Raw genomic sequence first — 21,264 nt, 5'->3', positions numbered from 1 at the left:
GCCAAAACTGTCTTCCTGTTTTTTCTCTTTTCTTTTTATGTAATCTCTGATATTCGTCATAAAGGCTCCTGTTCACACAGTATAGCACATTTTATTCCTCCGGTAAATTTTTTTGTTCCTCTATGCTTGTCTCCAGATAAGTCACGGTTTCTTCCAGTTGTTTCATTTTATCATATTGATTTAACGTCGTGACCGCTATAATACAGCAAATGATTAAGATACACAGACTGACCATATTCAACACTTGTACGGCAAGCATTGGGACCGGCCCTTTTTTCCCTTTTAATTTCTGTATCGGCCTCTTTTTTATGATACTCGTGTCGCTTTTTTCCTTTGTTGACAGATTTGCAAAATATTCCTCCATGGCACAGTTCTTCTCAAAATACATATAGTATCCCTTTATGGATGCGAAATCCTGCTCCTGCATATTCTGCAGGATCTTCACCATTTCACTGTAACCCTTGTTCATATAATACCAGCCAATTCCCTTGGACTGAGGGAAATACTGCCTGCCCACAGTCTGAAAATAAAACTCGTCCGTCTTTTTTAGTATCTCTCCGGAGGCTTTATGTGCGGCAACTCCATTTAAGAAATAATATTTTATCCCTTCTCTCTCATATCCGTCGCCAAAAAACACAACGATCTGAGGCTCTTTTTCATTACTTGCTATTTTCTGCAGATATGAGATCACATATTCTTCTACAAATATTTTCCTGTCTTCTTCGGCTTTTCCGACCAGACATATATTTTGAGGGAGTTTTTCTTTCATCATGTACCTCCTGTTTGAAAAATTTATCTCTTCTTGTCCACATTATACGTCAGAATGAGAAAGACATTTATCATATTTTGTCGACTGGTTTCCTTTTTTTCCTGACAAAAGCCGTCATGATATTACACCGCCAAAACAAAAAGAGCCTCTGCGGACTCAACATACGCAGAAAGACTCTTTTTCATCTTCATAATGATATACTCCCACCGGACAAAGGACTGTGTATCCCCTCTATTCCCTGAAAATATATGCTCTTAATATTCAAACTGATAAATCGTCGTGGAAGTATATGCCTTTTCGGGGCCATAGACCGGAGATGCAAATGCCTTTTCATTGACCGCATTCGGAAAATAATCCGTCTCCAGGCAAAAACCTTCCCGTTTTCCATAGGCGGTCTTGCCTTTTCCGATTGTGGGCGCAATACAGTTCCCCGCATAAAACTGGATTCCCGGAAGATCTGTGTAAACCTTCATACTTCTTCCGCTCGTTTTTTCAGAGATCCGCGCCACAAGCTGCAGTTCTCCGTTCCAGTCATCGATTGCAAAATTATGATCATAGCCACTGACAAGCTGCAGCTGTTCAAAAGAAGCGTCGATTTCGTCCCCGATCCTTTTCTCTTTCGTAAAATCAAGCGGTGTCCCTTCCACAGGCGCAATTTCCCCTGTCGGGATCGCCCCCTGAACGACAGGGGTATAATGACTTGCCTTCAGCCAGAGAACATGATCGATAATCTGACCCCCATCATGTCCTGCCAAATTAAAATATGCGTGATTTGTGGGGTTGAGTACCGTCTTCTGATCAGCAATCGCATGGTAATCAAGCCGCAGTTCATTTGCATCTGTCAATGTATAAGTAATGGAAATCTCTTTATTTCCGGGAAATCCCATCTCTCCATCTTTTAATATCAGTGTAAAGCAAACCCCATTCTCCTGTGGCTGCGCTTCCCACACCCTTTTATGACCGCCCAGGTTAAAATGGCTGTGCAGATTATTCGGGCCGTCATTGACATCGAGTTTGTATGTCACGCCATCAATCTCAAAAGCGGCATCTGCGATACGGTTCGCATTCGGCGCGATTGTACCGCCGAAAAAGCTGCCGTTTTCATAATAGTCTTCAAGCCTGTCATAACCAAGCGTTACATCCTGTACCTTTCCCTCTTTATCAGGCACAAACAAGTTCACAAGAATAGCGCCATAATCTATAACCTGCGCCTTCATGCCATTTTTGTTCTCCAGTGTATAGAGGAAAATATCTCTCCCCTCTTTTGTCGTTCCGAATCTTTCCTTTATCATGCCGTCTTCCTTCCCTATATCTCCGTGCGTCCCTCCAGGGCACGAAGTAATGTTACTTCGTCAATATATTCCAGATCTCCGCCTACCGGAACGCCACTGGCAATCCTCGTTACTTTTATGCCGGTCGGTTTGATCAACTTGCTGATATACATCGCCGTCGTCTCCCCCTCCAGGCTGGAATTGGTGGCGATAATCACTTCTCTGACATCACCCTGAAGTCTTGCCATAAGCTCTTTCAGCTTAATATCACCGGGACCGATCCCCAACATCGGTGAGATTGCTCCATGCAGCACATGATATACGCCCTCATATCTCCCGGTCTTTTCATAGGCTGCCAGATCACGGGAGTTTTCCACAACCATAATCGTCTCTGCATCTCTCTTTGTATTGGCACAGACAGGACAACGTTCCTGATCCGTCAGAGTAAAACATTGACTGCAATATCTCACATTGTCCCGGGCCTCCAGAATCGCTCCTGCAAACCGTTCTACTCTTTCTTTTGGCAGGTTGATCAGATAAAACGCCAGTCTTTGCGCCGATTTATTGCCGATCCCCGGAAGACTGGCAAACTCCTCAATCAATCGATTGATATATCCGCTGTACAGGTCCATTAAAACGGCATACCTCCGCCAAGCCCTAATCCTCCTGTCATTTTGCCCATCAACTGTGCGTTGGCTTCATCCGCCATGCGAATCGCCTCATTGACGGCAGCCATGATCAGGTCTTCTAACATCTCCACATCATCCGGATCCACCACTTCCTGAGAAAGCGTCACTTTAGTCACTTCTTTCTTTCCGGTTACTGTCACTTCCACGGCGCCGCCGCCTGATTTGGCAGTAAATTCTTTTGCCTCCAGCTCTTTTTGGCCCTCTTCCATCTGACGCTGCATTTTCTGTGCCTGCTTCATTAAATTCGCCATATTCCCCGGCATACCTCCGCCCGGAAAGCCTCCACGTTTCGCCATCTTTCTTCCTCCTGAAATTTATTCTTCTTCGATCTCCATATGAATGACCGACTGCAGGTCTACATAAGTGTCCTCAAACTCCCGCTCTGCCTGCATTGTCTCGACAGCTGCCTCCACTTCTTTCCCGGCACAATCTGACAAAAGGCGGTTTAACTGAATCAAATGTTCCTGCTGCCTCAAAAAATAGTCCGACGCAACTCCGTCGGGCAATACAAGCACTAACCTGTTATCTCCGCCCAGGGTCAGTCTTGCCTCCTTTAAATACTGCCTCATCGGCATCTGTGCATTACCGATCACACTTTTCCACTTTTCAACAAGCTGCCGGACATCTTCCGGAATCGCTTTCGGCATTGGCTGCGCTGTTTTTTTATTTCCCTTCTCCGCAGTGACATTTTCTTGAGACGTTTCCTTCCTCACTACTGTGACGCCTTCCTGAAGTTGTCTCTCCAGATTGCGAACCCGCTCCAGCAGCGAATGCAGATCTGTCTCCATCTGTGGTCTGCACAGTTTGATAATCGCCATTTCCAACAAAATCCGCTTTTGAGAAGCATAACGCATCTGGTCGGATACTTCGGAAAACACTCTGATATAACGCATGACGACCGGCGGTTCCACCATCTGTGCCTCTTCCTTTAAATTGTTCAGATTATCGGTTGACATGTCGATCACATCTTCAATGGAATCCGAAGCCCCCGCGAGCAGCAGACTTCTCAGATACCAGGTAAAATCCGTCACAAACTGCGACAGCTCTCTGCCAAGCATGATCATCTCTTCCAACAGTTCAATGGCACCAATGATATTCTGCTCTGTGAGCAGTCGCAGCATTCTGCTGAACACCGAAGTATCCACCGCTCCCAGCACATTGAGCACTTTGTCATAAGTGAGCATGTCACCAAAATGAAAGGCAATACATTGATCGAGCAGACTCAGAGCATCGCGCATGGAGCCGTCCGCCGCCTTGGCAATATAGCGCAAAGCCTTATCCTCTGCCTCCACTGACTCGGCCCCCGTCAGCTCTTTCATTCGTTCCATAATTGTATCAATCGTAATCCGCTTAAAATCATATCTCTGACATCTTGAGAGTATCGTGATCGGGATTTTATGAACTTCTGTCGTCGCCAGAATAAAAATGACATAAGAAGGCGGCTCTTCCAAAGTCTTTAACAGAGCATTGAAAGCGCCTATTGAAAGCATATGAACCTCATCGATAATATAAACCTTATATTTCCCCTGTGCCGGCGAATAAGATACCTCCTCCACGATCTGGCGTATACTGTCTACACCGTTATTGGAAGCTGCGTCGATTTCAATGACATTCATACTGGCGCCGGAGCGGATCGCTCTGCATGTCTCACACTGTCCACAAGGACTGCCATCCTGTGTGTTTTCACAGTTTACCGCTCTGGCAAATATTTTCGCCACCGTCGTCTTGCCCGTTCCCCGACTGCCGCAGAAAAGATAGGCATGGCCTATCCTGTCCGCTTTCATCTGATTTTTTAATGTTGTAACAATATGCTCCTGCCCTCTTACATCTTCAAAACTATCAGGACGGAACTTTCTGTAAAGCGCCGTATACGACATGTTTACTGCCCCTAACTGATTGAAATTCTGCTGCCTTAATCACCAAAACTGATTCCCAGCATCTTTGCTTCCTGAATGATGGAAGCATCCGGGGAGAGATATTTGAGTTTGCCCGCCACATCCTCAAGCGGTACCTTCACGATCTCTCTGTTTCTGTAACCCACCATGAAACCATATTCGCCCTTCATGATCAGCTTGCCTGCTTCCGATCCCAGGCGGCTTGCAAATACTCTGTCATAAGGACAGGGACTGCCGCCGCGCTGTGTATGTCCCGGAACTGTCACACGTACCTCGTTACCGGTCTTTTCGAGAATCTCCGCCGCCACCTGGTAGGACACGCTCGGGTAAATTTTATTTTTCTGTTTTTCTTTTAATTCTTTCTTGGAAAGCGCGGCATCTTCTTTGGAAATCGCACCTTCGGCCACTGCCAGAATGGTAAATCTGCTGCCGCCCTTATGTCTTGCCTCGATCGCCGACACCACTTTATTAATATTATAAGGAATCTCCGGAATCAATATAATATCAGCTCCTCCGGCAATACCAGCGTTGAGCGTCAACCATCCAACTTTATGGCCCATAACTTCCACGATAAACACACGACCATGGGAAGCCGCCGTTGTATGGATACAGTCGATCGCCTGCGTCGCAATGTCCACCGCACTCTGGAAACCAAATGTCATGTCTGTTCCCCAAAGATCGTTATCGATCGTCTTTGGCAGCGTGACAATATTTAACCCTTCCTGACGAAGAAGATTGGCTGTCTTATGTGTTCCGTTTCCGCCCAAAATGACCAGACAGTCCAGATTCAATTTATAGTAATTGTGTTTCATGGCCTCTACTTTGTCCAGACCATTTTCATCCGGTTCCCTCATCAATTTGAATGGCGTTCTGGAACTTCCCAGAATTGTTCCGCCTTTTGTCAAAATGCCGGAGAAGTCATAACTTTGCAGCATTCTGTAATTGCCGTAGATCAAACCTTTGTAACCCTCTAAAAAGCCATAGATCTCTACCTGCTCCGACGCATTGCTGATCGTTTTCACGACGCCGCGCATAGCAGCATTCAGTGCCTGACAATCTCCCCCACTGGTCAATAACCCAATTCTTTTCATCAGAAAACCTCCTTCTTTCCATCATTACAAAACGTAGTTATTTCTTGAAATAGGACTGCTCCACTTCCATGATCCTGTCTACCTTCGGTGCCGACCCGCCACCTGCAAAATCACATTTTAACCAGATGTCAACAAGATATTTTGCCAGCTCTGGTCCGATCACTCTCTCACCCATGCACATGATCTGCGCATTGTTACTCTTTCTGGAACGCTCTGTAGAAAATGGATCATGACATACAGCTGCTCTGATGCCAGGCACCTTGTTCGCTGTGATCGCCATACCAATCCCTGTACCGCACACGAGAATCCCTCTCTCATATTTCCCATCAGCAACTGCCTGTGCCACTTTCTGCGCTACATCAGGATAAAGAACTACTTCCCCCTTGTCTGCGCCAAAATCGTCATACTCCACACCGATCTCTTTCAAATGATCCATGATCACTACTTTTAAGGCATATGCAGCCTCATCGCATCCGATTGCCAGTTTCATACTCATGATACCTCCTGTTTTCGTTTGTTTTACTTCATAAAACTATTATAAAACAAGGAAGCCTGAAATACAATCCAGGCTTCCTATTTTATCGTTTCATGATTTAATCAGCACTTATCATTTTCCGACTGTTGCCCAGTCTTTTCCTTACTGAAGATACTCGTCTACATTGTCCTTTGTAACAAGTACGAAAGGAATTACAGGTGCCTTGTCATACTCTTTACCTTCGATCATAGAAGTAATGATATCGATTGCTGCGGAAATCTGGCCAACACCATCCTGAAGAACAGTTGCGCCAAGGTCACCATCTTTTACCATCTGAAGAGGGTTCTGGTTTCCGTCAACACCTACGCAGATAATGTCAGATCTTCCAGCATCGTTAGCTGCTCTCTGAGCTGCAGAAGACATATCGTCGTTATCGCAGATAACTGCTACAAGCTCTTCGCCGTACTGAGCGATTGCATCAGTTGTAGCGTTTGCAGCTTTGTCACCCTGCCACTGTGTATCCGGCTCAGCAACCATTTCGAATTCCGGATGCTCTGCCATTACTTCGTTGATACCCTGGCCACGGTCAAGCTGTGCGGAGTTTCCAAGAATACCTGTGCAGTGTACATATTTTCCACCATCCGGGCAGTTCTTGATCACCCAGTCAGCAAGCATTCTGCCGGCTTCTACGTCGTCAGAACCGCAGTAAGCGATTGCTTTCTCGTCTGTGCTTGTTGTCTTGGAGTTTACTACGATTACGTTGATGCCTGCATCTACCAGTTTTGTCACTGCAGGATCAGATGCCTCAGACTCAGCAGGGAGAATGATAACAACATCGCAGCCTTTTGTGATACACTCATCAGCACGGTCGATCTGTTTGTTCGGGTCTGTCTCGCCGTCAAGGATTCCTGTCCAGTCATCGATAACGCCGTCAGCTTTCAGCTGATCAAAAGTTGTTGTTGCATGCTCGTTGATCGGTGCATGGAACGGGTCTGTCAGGTTCTTGGAGATATAACCTACGACAACCTTTCCATCGCCATTTACGTCTGCGCCAGCTGCTGCCGGAGCTGCCTCTTCTGCTGCATCCTCTGCCGGAGCTTCTGCTGCGTCGTCAGCGGGAGCTGCTTCCTCTTCTGCGGGAGCTGCTTCCGGTGCCGGAGCTTCTGCGCTGGAACCACATGCACACAGAGCAAATGTCATACATGCTGCAAGTGTTACTGCTAAAATTTTCTTTCTCATAACAAATTGTTTCCTCCTTTTTTGATTTTAGTGCCAATTAAATAAATATTGTAAAACTTTCCGCTGATACGCCCTCCGCACAGCGGAAAGTTATTACCTGAATAAATGATCTTAAATTTCTAATTATTTGTTCTTTCCGTTCATAACCATGTCGAGCAATACCGCTCCGATGATAACACAGCCTTTTACGATCGACTGATAGTAAGAGGATACACCGATCAGGTTCATGCCATTATAGATGAAACCGATGATAAAGATACCCATCAGTACACCAGGGATCGTGGCGATACCACCGGCAAACGATGTGCCCCCCAATACACAGGCTGCAACAGCGTCTGTCTCATAGCCGACACCGATATTAGACTGTGCGGAACCTGTTTTTGCCGTAAAGATGATTGCTGCCAGACCCGCCAGAAAACCACTGACAGTATACACGCCTACTTTCGTCCAGAATTCACTGACACCAGATGCAATCGCAGCGTTTACATTACCACCTACCGCAAATATGTAACGGCCAAATCTAGTCCAGTGAAGCAACAGATACATAATGACTGTAGCCAGGAACAGAAGCACAATCGGAACCGGAATCCCAATGAATTTGTTGGAATAAATGCCTTTAAAAGCGTCGCTTGTCAGAGAAATTGCTTTACCACCACTGATAACCTGAGACAGACCTCTGATAATAAGCTGCGTTGACAGCGTTACTACGAAAGGAAACATATTAAACTTGGCAATCAGTACGCCGTTCAGGAAGCCAAAGAATGTTGCTACCAGCAGCGCCACCAGACAGGAAAGCCATACATTCATTCCATTATTGGTAATTGTAACTCCAAGTACGCAGCTTGTCAATGCAAGCTGTGCACCCACTGACAGATCAATACCGCCGGTCGTAATGGCAAGACACATACCATACGCGATCATACCGTTGATCGCCACCTGCGTTGCCACGTTAATAAAGTTTGTGCCGGTGGCAAAGGTAGGCTCCATAATACCGATGAGAACCATCATGATCAACAGTACGACGCCGATTCCGTACTTGCCCATAAACATTCTTAAATTATCATTGCCTTTTTTCTTAGTTTTCATCTTTATCCCCCTACTTTCCGCCAAATGCCTTAGCTAAAATCACCTTGTCTGTCACAGTATTGTTTAATATCTCGGAACGTTTTACTTCTCCGTTGATCTTTCCTTCGTGATAAACAAGAATACGATCGCTCATGCCCATAACCTCAGGCAGCTCCGAGGAGATCATAATGACAGCCATACCTTTTGCAGCAAATTCGCACATAAGCGAATGAATCTCCGACTTTGCGCCTACGTCCACGCCTCGGGTCGGTTCATCCAGGATCAAAAGTTTGGGATTGGCCATGATCCACTTGGCGATAACTACTTTCTGCTGATTTCCACCACTCAGAGAAAAGGCGTTGTGTTCGATACTTGCCGCTTTTACCGTCAGTTTCTGTGCCACTTCCTCACATTCCTTAATCTCTCTCTTCTGATTGATCAGAATGCCTCTCTGCTTTTTCGGCAAGTTGGGCAGGGAAATATTTTCTCTCAGGGAACGCATCAGACACAGACCAAAATTTTTACGGTCTTCATTGACCATACAGATTCCCTTATTGATCGCAGAGCGGGGATTTCTGTTTTTGATCTCTTTGCCTTCCAGATACATTTTACCACTCTTGATCGGGTCAAGACCGAAGATCGCCCGCATCGTCTCACTTCGTCCGCTTCCTACCAGACCTGACAGACCCAGTATCTCTCCGGCGTGTACTTCAAAGCTGACATTTTCAAATCCGTTTCCGGTCAGCCCTTCCGCCTTGAATACAACATCACCGATCTCACAGTCCACTTTCGGGAACACACTCTCCACTTTACGGCCTACCATCATGGAGATCAGTTCGTCTCTCGTTACCCCTTCCATACTACAGGATTTGATGAACGTACCATCTCTGAACACCGATACACGGTCACAGATCTCAAATATCTCTTCCATTCTGTGGGAAATATATATAATTGCTACACCCTTCTCTTTCAGCTCCCGGATCACACGGAATAAATGATCTGTTTCTTCGCTGTCCAGAGATGAGGTAGGCTCATCCATAATAATCAGTCTGGCGTCAGAAGAGACCGCCTTGATAATTTCCACCATCTGTACCTGTGCAAGCGTCAGTTCTTTGATCAAAGTCCTGGCATCATACGGGAAATTAAACTGTTTTAAAATGGCGTCGGTTCTTTCATTCTGTTTTTTCTTATTCAGGAAAATCTTTCCAACCATATCTTCTCTTTTCAGGAAGATACTGTCTGCGATAGACAGATGCGGCTCCGGATTCAACTCCTGATGGATCATCGAGATCCCGGCTTTGATCGCCTCCACCGGTCCTTTTGCCTGATAAGGTTTCCCCTCAAACATCATGCTTCCCTGATCCTGCTTGTAAAGGCCGATGATAATCTTCATCAAAGTGGACTTGCCGGCTCCGTTTTCTCCCAACAGAGCATGCACTTCGCCTCGTTTAATGTTCAGCTGTACATCCTTCAGCGCCTGCGTACCTCCAAATGCTTTACTGATTCCGGAACACTGCAAGATATACTCATCGCTGTTTTGTATATTTTCCCCCAAAGCTTTCACCTCCATTTTTTCTTGTAAATATGTTATTATCTTCTCCCCAGCAATGTAACCTTGTTCAACACCCCGCTTCCCACTTCATAGATTTCTTTAAATAACCCATAGTACTCCTCATATACTTTATGTGCATCGGCAGAAGGTACTACAAGAATGTCCTTATAATGCACTACCCTCCGGCAGCCCTCTTCAATATCTTTATAAATACCTGCACCCACACCGGCAGCAATCGCAGCGCCCAGGCTCGCCTGCTCCTCTGTCTCTATAACGCGAAGCGGAATATTATAAATATCTGCCTGTAGCTGCAGCCACGGACCGCTTCTGGAGCCTCCCCCGGAAGCGACCATATAATCCTTTGCCTTCAGCCCAAGCTCACCGCAGATTTCAATGCACTGCATTAACGCAAAGGCAACCCCTTCCATGACAGACCTTGTGAGCTCCGCAGGACCGGTATTAATGTTAAGTCCCACAAACTCTCCACTAATGTCAGGATTTACATGCGGCGTTCTCTCTCCATTCAGATACGGCAGAAAGATCACTCCGCCGCTGCCCGGCTTCACCTGATCTACGGCTTCATTTATTTTCCGATAGTCTTTTTGCCCGAGCAGACGGTTGCACCATTTCAGCGACAAACCGGCATTCATGATCGCACCCATTGTAAACCAGCGGTCTCTCTTATATCCGCAGAATGTGTTTGTCGAGAGTTGCGGATTAAGGACAGGACGGTCACTTTGGAACGAAACCTGCCCGCTTGTACCGATATTGACAGAAGCGCCGCCCAGTTGTGTGATCCCATTCCCGATCCCCTGCATAACCTGATCTCCGCCGCCGGCAACGACTACCGTCTCTGTGGAAAGCCCTGTCTCCTTCGCTGCTTCACCGCAGACTGTTCCCACAGCCTCGTCTGTGCGGAAGCACTTAGGGAAGATCGTGGAAGGCACAGAGAGAAGATTCAGGATCTCTTCTGACCACGTTCCATTCTCGATGTCAAAAGCAAGCGTCGCAGACGCATCCGAATAGTCCGATGTGATCTCACCTGTCAGCCTGAATTTGATATAGTCTTTCGGAAGGCATACATGACACACCTTTTTATAATTTTCCGGTTCGTTATCCCTCACCCATAGCAACGAAGGAAGCAGAAACCCGGAGTAGACCGGATTCATCATCAACTGCCGGATCCGCTCTGTTCCCAATGTTTTCTTAATATATTCCACCTGTACCGCCGATCTGGCGTCACAATGGAGGATTGCCGGCCTGATGACCTCCTTCTTTTCGTCCAGGAGCACAGCTCCGTGCATCTGTCCGGAAAAACTGAGACCTGCTATCTCCTGCGGAGCCACGCCGCTCTCTTTGATTGCCTGCCGGATCGTGAAACAACACGCATCCCACCACTCTCTCGGATCATGCTCCGCATAGCCGTTGCGTGGCGAGGCAAACTGATAGTCTCTGGCACAGACCGCTTCGATCTGACCATTCTCATCCATGAGCAATGTCTTGAGGCTGGATGTGCCAAGGTCGATTCCCATCAAATATGCCATCTTATCCCTCCTGTCATTCCTACTCTTTCCTGATAAAACAAGTGTGTACACCCGATACGAATGTATCACCTAATCCAATCGTAAAATTAGGATATTCGAGATACCTGGTCGGTACGACGACAACGATCCTGCCTTCACTCTTCCACTCCTCGGCCTCCTCCGCGAAGCGAAGACCGTTTGCACTCAGCGGAAGCGGCAATGTCTCCCTGCATTCTTCAAAATTACCATATTTACCGATCCGCGCTCTCGTCGTCGACATGATATTTCCCATCGTCAGTCCCTGTTCGATGTCAACACCCGGAATCGGCTGCCCGTAATACATCGAATAGTCCTTTGTGTGGAGAACGATTCCCTTCGGATGGAATCTCGAAAGAATCATATCCAAACCACCCAGCACCCCCGTCGCCGCAGACCCGGGCGCTTCCCCGCCAAAACGTTTCACCTGCTGTTCCAGCTCTTCCTCATTCATACCGAGAATATCGACATATTTGCAGAAAGCGCTGCCAGCCATCTCTTTTACTTTCGGGTTCATGTAAAACGCACCCTCAAAATAAAGTGTCATCTCCGGATGGTTTTCTTTCATATATTTCAGATGGGGCTCCAGCGCGTCAAGACAGTTCTGCATTTTATCCTCTTCCACAACGGCATCGAATCCCGAAATGAGCCATGAGGTAGGCACTTCGCTGGCATCTTTCCAATATTGCAGGAAATCTTTCTGAATGGGCACGATTTTATGTATCTCGTCATAAAACAGAATCAGACGGTTTGATAACGGGATAGCAACCTCCCGGCCCATAATCCGCAGCTTGTCATCCTTCTTAAACTGAAGAATGAAGTGATAGACCGGCTCTTCTCCCGAGGGAGCGCTGCCCGCCGGAACTTTCCTTCCGTCGCGGATGACCGTCACCCCGACTTCATCCAGGATATTCATCACTTCCGCACATTCGTCCGACAGATGTACATTGACCGGAAATCCCAGAGTGCCGATCGCTGCAGCCCCCTGTGCGCATGTACCGCCCAAGAAAAAATCATACTGAAACTTATCCTTCAGAAAGTTACATACTTCAATGCTTGTGAGATCAAAATTCCCGCCAAGGCCACGCATCAGATAGTAACTGCTGATCCTTGCAAAATCTTCCATGGAATCGATCGTATCACCGTCATAAAAATAAGGCTCTTCTTTTAAATAAGTATCCAGTATTTCATTATATTTCTCTATATCCCAGGTAAGAACCACATCCAGATTACTTGTATAGGCAAATACAGGCGCTTTGTTTTCCTTGCGGCTGTATGCTGCCAGTTCCGGAATCTTTTCTAAATAATATTGATATTTATCCTGATAAGACATTTTTCTGTCCTTTCTTTTATCAAATCTTTAACAAAAGTATATATTGCACAGGGCATTATGTCAATATATTTGATGAAATTTTTTTTCTTACAGCCCTTTACATGCAGTTTTATCTATTGTATTTGTATATTTTATGAAATATTTCATGATATTTTTATACAAGTCATCCAATCCATCTCGCATCCCATGAAAATAGGATGTCGTGTGTATAGCAAACGGCAGGAGCACTGCCAGCAATTCTGCCGCTTGTGCCCTGCCGTTCCCATATTGACCCGATATTTTATTGTAAATCACGCGCAATCCCTAGATCATCTTGGACAGCTCATAGTATTTCACTTTATCATCATCATTGAAGAGTTTGATCTTATGCTCGCAGACTTCCTGCATTGCCTTCACGCTTGCCGGATACAGTTCGAAAGGCTCACGAACTTTCTTATCTTCCAGCGTAATCCGAAGCTGCTGATAGAATGCGTCCTTAATATCAGAAGAGATATTGATCTTATTGATACCTCTCTTAACTGCCTCTGCAATTTCGGAATCTTTGTTTCCGGAACCGCCATGCAGTACGAGAGGAACGGATACTTTGCTCTTGATCTCAGACAGAAGATCCTGTTTCAGCTCCGGCTTCATTCCTTCCGGATAGATGCCGTGCGCTGTACCGATTGCGATTGCCAGTGTATCACAGCCCGTCTCCTCAACGAAACGAACCGCATCATCAGGTTTTGTATAAATGATGTCTTCCGTACCGCCTTCCGTATCGCCTTCTGTCGTACCGATCGTTCCCAGTTCACCTTCTACAGAAACGCCAAGAGGATGTGCCAGCTCACATACTTTTTTTGTGATGGCAATATTTTCTTCAAAAGGAAGAGAAGACGCGTCGATCATAACAGATGTGAAACCTGCACGGATTGCACGTACGATCGGTCCCCATTCGCTGTGATCCAGATGGATACATACCGGCACTTTGGATTTGCATGCACGGTCAATGCACATCTTCAGGAAGCTGTCGCTCTGGAATTCCAGCTCTAACGGATGGATCGCCAGAATAACCGGCGCCTGCAGCTTTTCGCAGACATCCATTACACCATTCAATATCTGGCCTGTACCAATATTAAATGCAGGAACTGCAAAATTGTGCTCATTGGCTACTTTTAAAAGTTCTTTCATGTTGAGTAACATAGGTAACTCCTCCTTTTTGTTGAACATAAATCTGTTACGTTTTGTAGAATGGTATCTTACATAGTTACATAATACCCCTGCCTCTGACCCCTGTCAACAATTTTCAAGAAATTTTTTTTCTTAATATGTCTATCTGCTTTTTTCCTGATATTGCAAGAAATTGCAGGTGCAAGAAAAAATTTTTTTCTTGCATTTCGCGTTCAATGCTACTACAATGAAATTAGTAATCGCAACTATATGATTTCAGCAAAATACAAGAAAGGAGAACCCAATGACCACCAATCAATACATAGGTCATCCGCTGCAGTTGTCGGGCGTGGAAGAGTACCGGCTTCAGGGCGGAAAAGGCGACGGTATGCGTCTTCTGCGTGTGCGCAATGGCCTTGGCATCGACATGACGCTCTGCGCGGACCGCTGCCTGGATATTTCAGATCTCTATTTTGATGGCTGCCGGATGAATTACATTTCTCCCTGTGGCTATGTCAGTCCCTCCTATTTTCAGGAAGGCCGGGACGGTTTCGGTTTCTTAAAGTCCTTTAACTGTGGTATGCTCACCACCTGCGGTCTGCAGAATATCGGCACCCCCAACGAAGACGAGGGAACGCTTTACGGACTCCACGGAACGATCGGCAATATTCCTGCAGATCATGTGTGCTATGAAACTTCGGAGAAAGAAATCCGTGTGCACGCCACAATGCGCGATCATATCATTTTCGGCGCTAAGCTCACATTGGAACGGGTCATCACCGTAAGTCTCACCGATAATGTCGTGACAATCCATGATACGGTTCACAATGAGGGATCTGAGAAAGAGGCTGTCTTCCTTCTCTATCACATGAATGTCGGTTATCCGCTGCTCAGTGAGACGACAAACCTCTTGATCAACTCTTCTCAGGTCGTACCGAGGGATGACTGGGCTGCCAAAGACATCGACACATGGGATCACATGTTAAAACCGATTCCCAACTTCAGAGAGCAATGCTATTATCATAAATTTACGGAAGCTGTCGCAAAGGTATCCGTCAGCAACGAATCCATCGGTAAAGGACTGGAGCTTTCCTTTGACACGAAGCAGTTCCCTGAGTTTACACAGTGGAAAATGATGGGAGAACGCGACTATGTTCTGGGCATTGAGCCGTGCACAAACACACTCGAAGGCCGCAATGGTCTGCGCAAGCAAGGTGAACTGCCCTGTCTGGCACCCGGCGAATCCCGCAGCTACGGCGCTTCCATCCGCTTATTCAGAACGAATTAACAATCGAAATTAAACCGACACAGATAACAGGCAATGATTATGGAGGTATCAGCAATGAGCAATGTTAGAAAAGTATTTGAACAGGGGAATGGCATATTTCATCTGGCTCCCACATGGGTGCCCCGCGGATTCAACGAGCCGGGCCATCGTCTGAGACTGCATCCCGACGACTACTATGCATTCGGTATGGACCGCGGCGGTATCTGCGAGCGTTGGCTTGGCTCTACTACGGTCGCATTGAACGGACCCAAGACCGGCCCTACGGAAGGTATGAGCTTTGTCTATGATGATGAGACAGGTGAAAAGATATTATTCAAAGATTGTGTTGACGAACTGGGCGCAGAACTGATCGGCACCGCACTCCAGGAGAAATACGGAACATGGCCTACGTTCGCCAAATTATATGACTATGACAAGCCTCTGTTCCATCACCTTCATCTGACAGAGGAGATGGCAAACCGCATCGGTATGCACGGCAAGCCGGAGGCATATTATTTCCCGGTGCAGTATAATGCGTCTTATCTTGGAAGATTCCCGCTCACCTATTTCGGATTCGATCCGTCCACAACGAAAGAGCAGGTAAAAGAGTGTCTGCGCAATTATGACAAGAAAGACACCCGCATCACCGAACTCTCCCGTGCATACCGGATACAGCTTGGCACAGGCTGGTATACAGAAGCAGGCGTTATCCACGCACCGGCCTCTCTCGTAACTTTCGAACCGCAGTGGAACAGTGATGTCAATACTATCATGGAAAACGTGACGATGGGTGAAGTAAATCCTCACAATCTCCTCACAGACTGCCAGCCTGAGGAAGAAAAGGATGACATCGATGCACTGTTCAGCCAGATCAACTGGGAAGAAAGCACCCGCGCAGATTACAAAGAGAAGTATTTCCGCGCACCTAAGATTCGTGAGACCAACCAGGAAGGCCTTGTTGAGAAATGGATCGCTTATGCCAATGACTGGGTCGCAGGTAAAGAGATCACAGTAGCACCCAAGACGACCGTGACAATCAAAGATGCTGCCTGCTATATGGCTCTCGTCGTACAGGGGCATGGCACATTCGGTACCTTCGAATGCGCAGCACCGGAGCTGCTTCGCTTTGAGGATATTTCCGGAGATGAGTTCTTCGTATCGGAAGACGCTGCCGGCAAGGGAATTACCATTACGAACACCGGTTCCTATGAGCCTCTCGTAATTCTCCAGCATTTTGCGAACAACAACAAAGAAGTTCCCGATCACGTATAATCGTTTCTCATCATTACAGGAAAACATGCAACAGCAAAAGGCGCCATCCGGCGCCTTTTTGTTATATCGCTCCATAGCCTGTTCATACAGCGCGAGGGTGGCATTTTTCACCGCTTTACGTTCCCCTCTGAAAAGCATCCCTGGCGGGATATTGGAAAAAATCGAAAAATAAGGTATAATACACTATATCATCAGTTAGGAGCGAAATATGAGACAAGACTACAAAAAAACCGGACGAGAAAGTAATCTGATCCGTATCGCCAGATATATTTTGGAGCAGGGAGAAATTTCCAAAAATGAGATCGCCTCTGCCCTTGGTTTAAGTATGCCTACCGTCCTGCAATGTGTAAAAGACCTGCTCTGCCAGGGCATCATACATGAATCAGGCGAATACGAGTCTACCGGCGGCCGCAAAGCCAAAACACTGTCCGTAGTCGAAGATCTGGCTTATTCCGCAGGGATCGAGATCACTGTCAATCATGTTTCTTTTGTCATCATCGATATGAAGGCAAATATCATCCAAACAAAGCGTATCCGGCACGCTTTCTCCTATACGGAAGATTACAGTGTGGATCTGGCAGAAATGCTGCACCTGTTTCTGGCCTCCTCCTCTGTCTCTTCCGAGCAGATTCTCGGTGTTGGCATTTCCATCCCCGGCATCGTGATCAGCGATGAGAATTGGCTTGTCATCTCTCATGTGCTCAATTTAAAAGAGATTGATCTGCGTTTTTTATCGAAACACATTCCATTTCCGGTCCGTTTCGAAAACGATGCCGTCTGTGCCGCCATGGCAGAGTTAAATTATTTTCACCGCAATATGCTTTATCTGTCTTTGAGCAATTCCGTTGGCGGAGCTGTCTTCCTCAATGAAGAGATTTATTATGGCGACCACTTCCGCAGCGCTGAATTCGGCCATATGGTTATTGAACCGGGCGGTAAGCAGTGTTATTGCGGCAAGCACGGTTGTATGGACGCTTACTGCTCCGCACAGATTCTGGCAGATTACGCGGGGGGGGATCTGGAAATATTTTTTCAAAAGCTCTGGTCAGGCGAAGCCGGCGCCTGCTCTCTCTGGTATAATTATTTAAAGTATCTCGGAATCGCTATTTCCAATCTGCGGCTCATTTTCGACTGCGACGTCATACTCGGAGGTTATGTCGGAAGCCATTTGGAACCTTACTTATCACTTTTATGGGACTATATGCAGGAAAACCTTCTGTTCCCCGAGGACAGCAGTTTTCTTCGCCTCTGCCGTTTCAAACGTTCTGCGGCAGGAGTCGGCATCGCCATGTATTTTATCAACCGTTTTTTTACACAAATACATTGATTTTCCTTGACAAATTCCACATTGTGCTACATAATTAAATTACTTTAATAAAGTTTTTTAATTAAGTAATAGAAAGAGGTGTAGTAATGTTACAGCAAGTCATGACAAGTCCGGGCGTCATCGAGTTTCGTGAAGTCCCCACTCCCACTCCCGGCAACAACGAAGTATTGGTCAAGATTATGAAAATCGGCATCTGCGGTTCGGATATTCACGTCTACCACGGTGAACATCCTTTTACCTCCTACCCTGTCACCCAGGGACATGAAGTATCTGCAGAGATCGTTACTCTTGGCGCAGATGTGAAAAATTTCAGTGTAGGACAAAAGGTTACGATTCAGCCTCAGGTCGTATGCGGTAAATGTTATCCCTGTACACATGGTAAGTATAATTTATGCGAAGAGCTGAAAGTCATGGGCTTCCAGACGACAGGTGTGGCTTCTCATTACTTTGCTGTGGATGCTGCAAAGGTAACACCGCTTCCGGAGGATATGTCCTATGATGAGGGCGCGATGATCGAACCGCTGGCAGTGGCAGTCCACGCCGTAAAACGCGCCGGAGATGTCAAAGGGCTCAACATCGTCGTACTTGGAGCCGGTCCTATCGGTAATCTGGTGGCACAGACTGCAAAGGGTCTTGGCGCAGGCAGCGTAATGATCACCGACGTAAGTGATTATCGTCTGCAAAAAGCTGCTGAATGCGGCATTGAACACCGTGTCAACACCCGCGACAAAGACCTCGGCGAAGCAATCTTAGAGGCATTTGGTCCGGACAAGGCAGACGTTATCTATGACTGTGCAGGAAATGATATTACGATGGGTCAGGCGATCAAATATGCCCGGAAGGGGAGCATGATCATTCTGGTTGCTGTCTTTGCCAAGATGGCAAATATTGATCTGGCTGTTGCCAACGACCATGAACTGGATATTAACAGCACGATGATGTACCGGAACGAAGATTACATCGATGCGATCGATCTTGCATGTAAAAAGAAAGTGCTTTTACCGCCTCTCGTGTCAAAGCATTTCGCCTTCCAGGATTATTTACAGGCATATCAGTACATAGATGCAAATCGTGAGACAACGATGAAAGTCATTATCAACGTACAGGAATAGCAACCAAAATAACAGACTGTATTTTGTAGTCACACAATAAAACAAATTAAGCGAGGAGGATTCACACATGTCATATTTAGACGAACTTTTCGGATTGCAGGGAAAAATCGCTGTCGTCACAGGCGGTGGACGCGGAATCGGCCAGGTTGCCGCACAGGGACTTGCCAAAGCAGGCGCTGAAGTCGTAATTCTGAGCAGAAGCGGCGCAAAGGAAACTGTAGACAATATTATTAAAGACGGCGGCAAGGCATACGATCTCATCTGTGACGTAACAAAAGAAGAGCAGGTAGACGCTGCTTTCGCAGAGATCATGAAACGCTCCGGTTCTCTTGATATTGTCTTCAACAATGCCGGTATTTGTATGCACCAGGGTACTTTTGAGGCTACAATCGAAGAATTCCGCGAGGTTATCGACTGCAATCTCACCGGCGAATTTATCGTATGCCGGGCTGCAGGCAAGATCATGATTGACAATCATATCAAAGGAAGCATCGTTAATATGGCTTCCATGTCCGGCAGCATTGTTAATATACCTCAGTGGCAGTGTTCTTACAATGCTTCGAAAGCCGCTGTCATCCATATGACACGTTCTCTCGCAGCAGAATGGGCACTGGAAGGCGTACGCGTCAACAGCCTGAGTCCCGGATATATCGCAACTCCCATGTCCGTGGACACTCCTCAGGAGTTGAAAGATGCCTGGACACCGCTGATGCCGATGCACCGTATGGGAACACCCGAAGAATTGATTCCGGCTCTTCTCTATCTGTGCAGTGACGCTTCCGGCTACACAAGCGGCAGCGATATTATTGTAGACGGTGCTTATACTTGTGTATAGTCAGGTATTTGCCGCTTACACAGAAATCTATCGATAACAAAAGCCCTGACCGTAAAGGTCAGGGCTTTCTGCTGCAAAATGTTCTATAATTTATATTCCATAAGTAAAAATTCCGGTTTATCTGCATCCATCTCCTGGATCTTCTTCCAACTCATCACAAGCTCTAACAGGATGTCGATCATCGCCATCTCTTTCAGATGGTCGTAGCTCTTGTAAAATCCAAAAATCTCATTTTCTCCGTTGGAAATCAGCGTGTAATCCGCAAGCTGCGCCACCATGGACTGTCTGTAGCCTGTGATCGCGATCATCTTCAGGCCTTTTTCTTTTCCGAGCTCCATCGCCTGAATGACTTGTTTCGAACTTCCTGACAACGAGATCGCAATAATAATGTCCTCTTTCTCTGCCAGATTCACATGATTCATAAAATATTCCGAGGCTGCGCCATACGTACATTTGATTCCAAGTCTTCCAAGGCGAAAACCCATATACAACGCCATAGGGCTCGTATTACCCACCGCGAGAATATGCGCCTGATGACATGTCTTGATCAGCGTCACACATGCCTGCAATGTCTCCAGATCGATATTTTCCCCCATCTCAACGATCTCTTTCGCATACTGCTGCGAAATCCTGATGGCCGGATTATCCGCCTGCTGCGGCTCTTCTTTCTCTTCTCCGGCAGACCGCCCCACATCTCTGGCCAGCATAAGCCGAAACTGATAATACCCTTTATACCCAAGATGATGGCACATACGCACTACCGTAGCTTCACTGACGCCATTGAGCTTTGCCAATTCCGAAACAGTCTGATTAACTGTCGTCTGCGGATTTTTCAGTACATAATCTGCGACCTTCTTTTCTGCAGGAAAAATTTTCTCATAATTTTCCTGAATCACATCCAACACAGGTCTGTTCAAAATAATATCCCTTTCTGTTTTTTAACGGCGGGCTGCTATAATTATTACATTCTAACATATTTCATCTGCCCTTTCAACAAGATAAACGGCAACTTTTTCAGGATAAATCATAAAATCCGGCAGGCAGCGTTGACTTTACCAGAAAAAACAAGTATACTAATAGAGCCGTGCAGCCGGGGTGTCAGCGGTACCCTGTACCTGCAATCCGCTATAGCAGGGGTCATATTCTGTCTGAGAGCTTTGATCTGTATAGCTGCCCTTTATAAGTGGTGTCGAAACCTGGGTCTCACGCAACGGGTATCCGCGAACCGTGTCAGGTTGGGAACAAAGCAGCACTAAGCGGAACCACCCGTGTGCCGTGAGGGTGCCTGGGGTGAGCTAACTGTAAAGGTAACGTGTATGGATGTCGCCCGAAGCAGAATGCACGGCAATAAAAAATCCGGAACAAAC

At 46.5% G+C, this 21,264-nt stretch carries 20 protein-coding genes and 1 other RNA gene (1 of these 21 only partly in view); 6 read left to right on the top strand and 15 right to left on the bottom strand.

Going from position 1 to position 21,264, the window contains the following annotated elements; translation table 11 throughout:
• The 14 genes from V1224_00565 to V1224_00500 form a co-directional block, all read right to left on the bottom strand.
• Nucleotides 1-60: the start of a DUF5711 family protein gene (locus V1224_00565; protein WWR15987.1), read on the bottom strand. Its footprint begins 1,134 nt before the window's first position; only the first 60 of its 1,194 coding nucleotides appear in the window; the start codon lies at nt 58-60; the stop codon falls past the left edge of the window.
• Nucleotides 61-91: 31 nt separating this feature from the next.
• Nucleotides 92-772, bottom strand: coding sequence for a hypothetical protein (locus V1224_00560; protein ID WWR15986.1), 681 nt, complete (start codon nt 770-772; stop codon nt 92-94).
• Between the two features lie 251 nt (nt 773-1,023).
• The gene (locus V1224_00555; protein WWR15985.1) at nt 1,024-2,061 is read right to left on the bottom strand and encodes an aldose epimerase family protein; all 1,038 of its coding nucleotides are present in this window, start codon (nt 2,059-2,061) and stop codon (nt 1,024-1,026) included.
• A gap of 14 nt (nt 2,062-2,075) precedes the next feature.
• Complete coding sequence (gene recR, locus V1224_00550; GenBank protein WWR15984.1) at nt 2,076-2,672, bottom strand: recombination mediator RecR; 597 nt, start codon at nt 2,670-2,672, stop codon at nt 2,076-2,078.
• Nucleotides 2,672-3,025 (bottom strand): YbaB/EbfC family nucleoid-associated protein, encoded by a 354-nt coding sequence (locus V1224_00545; GenBank protein WWR15983.1) that lies wholly within the window; start codon nt 3,023-3,025, stop codon nt 2,672-2,674. The genes recR and V1224_00545 overlap by 1 nt, the downstream gene beginning before the upstream one ends.
• Nucleotides 3,026-3,043: 18 nt before the next feature.
• On the bottom strand, nt 3,044-4,606 hold the full coding sequence (gene dnaX / locus V1224_00540; GenBank protein WWR15982.1) for a DNA polymerase III subunit gamma/tau: 1,563 nt from the start codon (nt 4,604-4,606) through the stop codon (nt 3,044-3,046).
• Between the two features lie 35 nt (nt 4,607-4,641).
• Complete coding sequence (locus V1224_00535) at nt 4,642-5,715, bottom strand: ATP-dependent 6-phosphofructokinase (protein WWR15981.1); 1,074 nt, start codon at nt 5,713-5,715, stop codon at nt 4,642-4,644.
• A 37-nt stretch (nt 5,716-5,752) separates the two neighbouring features.
• Nucleotides 5,753-6,205 (bottom strand): ribose 5-phosphate isomerase B, encoded by a 453-nt coding sequence (gene rpiB / locus V1224_00530; GenBank protein WWR17394.1) that lies wholly within the window; start codon nt 6,203-6,205, stop codon nt 5,753-5,755.
• A gap of 147 nt (nt 6,206-6,352) precedes the next feature.
• Nucleotides 6,353-7,429 (bottom strand): substrate-binding domain-containing protein, encoded by a 1,077-nt coding sequence (locus V1224_00525; protein ID WWR15980.1) that lies wholly within the window; start codon nt 7,427-7,429, stop codon nt 6,353-6,355.
• A 123-nt stretch (nt 7,430-7,552) separates the two neighbouring features.
• On the bottom strand, nt 7,553-8,515 hold the full coding sequence (locus tag V1224_00520; GenBank protein ID WWR15979.1) for an ABC transporter permease: 963 nt from the start codon (nt 8,513-8,515) through the stop codon (nt 7,553-7,555).
• 10 nt (nt 8,516-8,525) lie between these two features.
• On the bottom strand, nt 8,526-10,049 hold the full coding sequence (locus tag V1224_00515; protein ID WWR15978.1) for a sugar ABC transporter ATP-binding protein: 1,524 nt from the start codon (nt 10,047-10,049) through the stop codon (nt 8,526-8,528).
• 35 nt (nt 10,050-10,084) lie between these two features.
• The gene (gene xylB, locus V1224_00510; protein ID WWR15977.1) at nt 10,085-11,590 is read right to left on the bottom strand and encodes a xylulokinase; all 1,506 of its coding nucleotides are present in this window, start codon (nt 11,588-11,590) and stop codon (nt 10,085-10,087) included.
• Between the two features lie 19 nt (nt 11,591-11,609).
• A complete protein-coding gene (locus V1224_00505; GenBank protein ID WWR15976.1) occupies nt 11,610-12,938 on the bottom strand; it encodes an ADP-dependent glucokinase/phosphofructokinase in 1,329 nt (442 codons plus the stop codon).
• A 303-nt stretch (nt 12,939-13,241) separates the two neighbouring features.
• On the bottom strand, nt 13,242-14,117 hold the full coding sequence (locus V1224_00500) for a ketose-bisphosphate aldolase (GenBank protein ID WWR15975.1): 876 nt from the start codon (nt 14,115-14,117) through the stop codon (nt 13,242-13,244).
• A 271-nt stretch (nt 14,118-14,388) separates the two neighbouring features.
• Between V1224_00500 and V1224_00495 the strand changes: the two genes are divergently transcribed.
• The 5 genes from V1224_00495 to V1224_00475 all read left to right on the top strand — a co-directional run bounded on the left by V1224_00495 (nt 14,389) and on the right by V1224_00475 (nt 19,897).
• Nucleotides 14,389-15,372, top strand: coding sequence for an aldose 1-epimerase family protein (locus V1224_00495; GenBank protein ID WWR15974.1), 984 nt, complete (start codon nt 14,389-14,391; stop codon nt 15,370-15,372).
• Nucleotides 15,373-15,426: 54 nt separating this feature from the next.
• A complete protein-coding gene (locus V1224_00490; protein ID WWR15973.1) occupies nt 15,427-16,623 on the top strand; it encodes a hypothetical protein in 1,197 nt (398 codons plus the stop codon).
• A gap of 208 nt (nt 16,624-16,831) precedes the next feature.
• Entirely contained in the window at nt 16,832-17,950 is a 1,119-nt protein-coding gene (locus tag V1224_00485; GenBank protein ID WWR15972.1) for an ROK family transcriptional regulator, read from the top strand.
• Between the two features lie 86 nt (nt 17,951-18,036).
• Complete coding sequence (locus V1224_00480) at nt 18,037-19,062, top strand: alcohol dehydrogenase catalytic domain-containing protein (protein ID WWR15971.1); 1,026 nt, start codon at nt 18,037-18,039, stop codon at nt 19,060-19,062.
• 67 nt (nt 19,063-19,129) lie between these two features.
• Nucleotides 19,130-19,897, top strand: a complete 768-nt coding sequence (locus V1224_00475; protein ID WWR15970.1) for an SDR family oxidoreductase — start codon at nt 19,130-19,132, stop codon at nt 19,895-19,897.
• Nucleotides 19,898-19,980: 83 nt separating this feature from the next.
• On the opposite strand, the gene V1224_00470 is transcribed toward V1224_00475, so the two are convergent.
• A complete protein-coding gene (locus V1224_00470; protein WWR15969.1) occupies nt 19,981-20,802 on the bottom strand; it encodes a MurR/RpiR family transcriptional regulator in 822 nt (273 codons plus the stop codon).
• 177 nt (nt 20,803-20,979) lie between these two features.
• Between V1224_00470 and ffs the strand changes: the two genes are divergently transcribed.
• An RNA gene (gene ffs, locus V1224_00465) (signal recognition particle sRNA large type) lies at nt 20,980-21,242 on the top strand.
• The last annotated feature ends 22 nt before the right edge of the window (nt 21,243-21,264 follow it).

Source organism: Lachnospiraceae bacterium JLR.KK008, from assembly GCA_037015955.1.
GTDB lineage: Bacteria > Bacillota > Clostridia > Lachnospirales > Lachnospiraceae > VSOB01.
Note: the sequence above shows the minus strand (reverse complement) of the source record. Positions and strands in the feature narration are given on the sequence as shown.

Excerpts from the sequence above, each read along its gene's own strand:
- V1224_00560 (WWR15986.1), bottom strand. The coding sequence starts at position 772 with ATGATGAAAGAAAAACTCCCTCAAAATATATGTCTGGTCGGAAAAGCC.
- V1224_00555 (WWR15985.1), bottom strand. The coding sequence starts at position 2,061 with ATGATAAAGGAAAGATTCGGAACGACAAAAGAGGGGAGAGATATTTTC.
- recR (WWR15984.1), bottom strand. The coding sequence starts at position 2,672 with ATGGACCTGTACAGCGGATATATCAATCGATTGATTGAGGAGTTTGCC.
- V1224_00545 (WWR15983.1), bottom strand. The coding sequence starts at position 3,025 with ATGGCGAAACGTGGAGGCTTTCCGGGCGGAGGTATGCCGGGGAATATG.
- dnaX (WWR15982.1), bottom strand. The coding sequence starts at position 4,606 with ATGTCGTATACGGCGCTTTACAGAAAGTTCCGTCCTGATAGTTTTGAA.
- V1224_00535 (WWR15981.1), bottom strand. The coding sequence starts at position 5,715 with ATGAAAAGAATTGGGTTATTGACCAGTGGGGGAGATTGTCAGGCACTG.
- rpiB (WWR17394.1), bottom strand. The coding sequence starts at position 6,205 with ATGAAACTGGCAATCGGATGCGATGAGGCTGCATATGCCTTAAAAGTA.
- V1224_00525 (WWR15980.1), bottom strand. The coding sequence starts at position 7,429 with ATGAGAAAGAAAATTTTAGCAGTAACACTTGCAGCATGTATGACATTT.
- V1224_00520 (WWR15979.1), bottom strand. The coding sequence starts at position 8,515 with ATGAAAACTAAGAAAAAAGGCAATGATAATTTAAGAATGTTTATGGGC.
- xylB (WWR15977.1), bottom strand. The coding sequence starts at position 11,590 with ATGGCATATTTGATGGGAATCGACCTTGGCACATCCAGCCTCAAGACA.
- V1224_00505 (WWR15976.1), bottom strand. The coding sequence starts at position 12,938 with ATGTCTTATCAGGATAAATATCAATATTATTTAGAAAAGATTCCGGAA.
- V1224_00500 (WWR15975.1), bottom strand. The coding sequence starts at position 14,117 with ATGTTACTCAACATGAAAGAACTTTTAAAAGTAGCCAATGAGCACAAT.
- V1224_00495 (WWR15974.1), top strand. The coding sequence starts at position 14,389 with ATGACCACCAATCAATACATAGGTCATCCGCTGCAGTTGTCGGGCGTG.
- V1224_00490 (WWR15973.1), top strand. The coding sequence starts at position 15,427 with ATGAGCAATGTTAGAAAAGTATTTGAACAGGGGAATGGCATATTTCAT.
- V1224_00485 (WWR15972.1), top strand. The coding sequence starts at position 16,832 with ATGAGACAAGACTACAAAAAAACCGGACGAGAAAGTAATCTGATCCGT.
- V1224_00480 (WWR15971.1), top strand. The coding sequence starts at position 18,037 with ATGTTACAGCAAGTCATGACAAGTCCGGGCGTCATCGAGTTTCGTGAA.
- V1224_00475 (WWR15970.1), top strand. The coding sequence starts at position 19,130 with ATGTCATATTTAGACGAACTTTTCGGATTGCAGGGAAAAATCGCTGTC.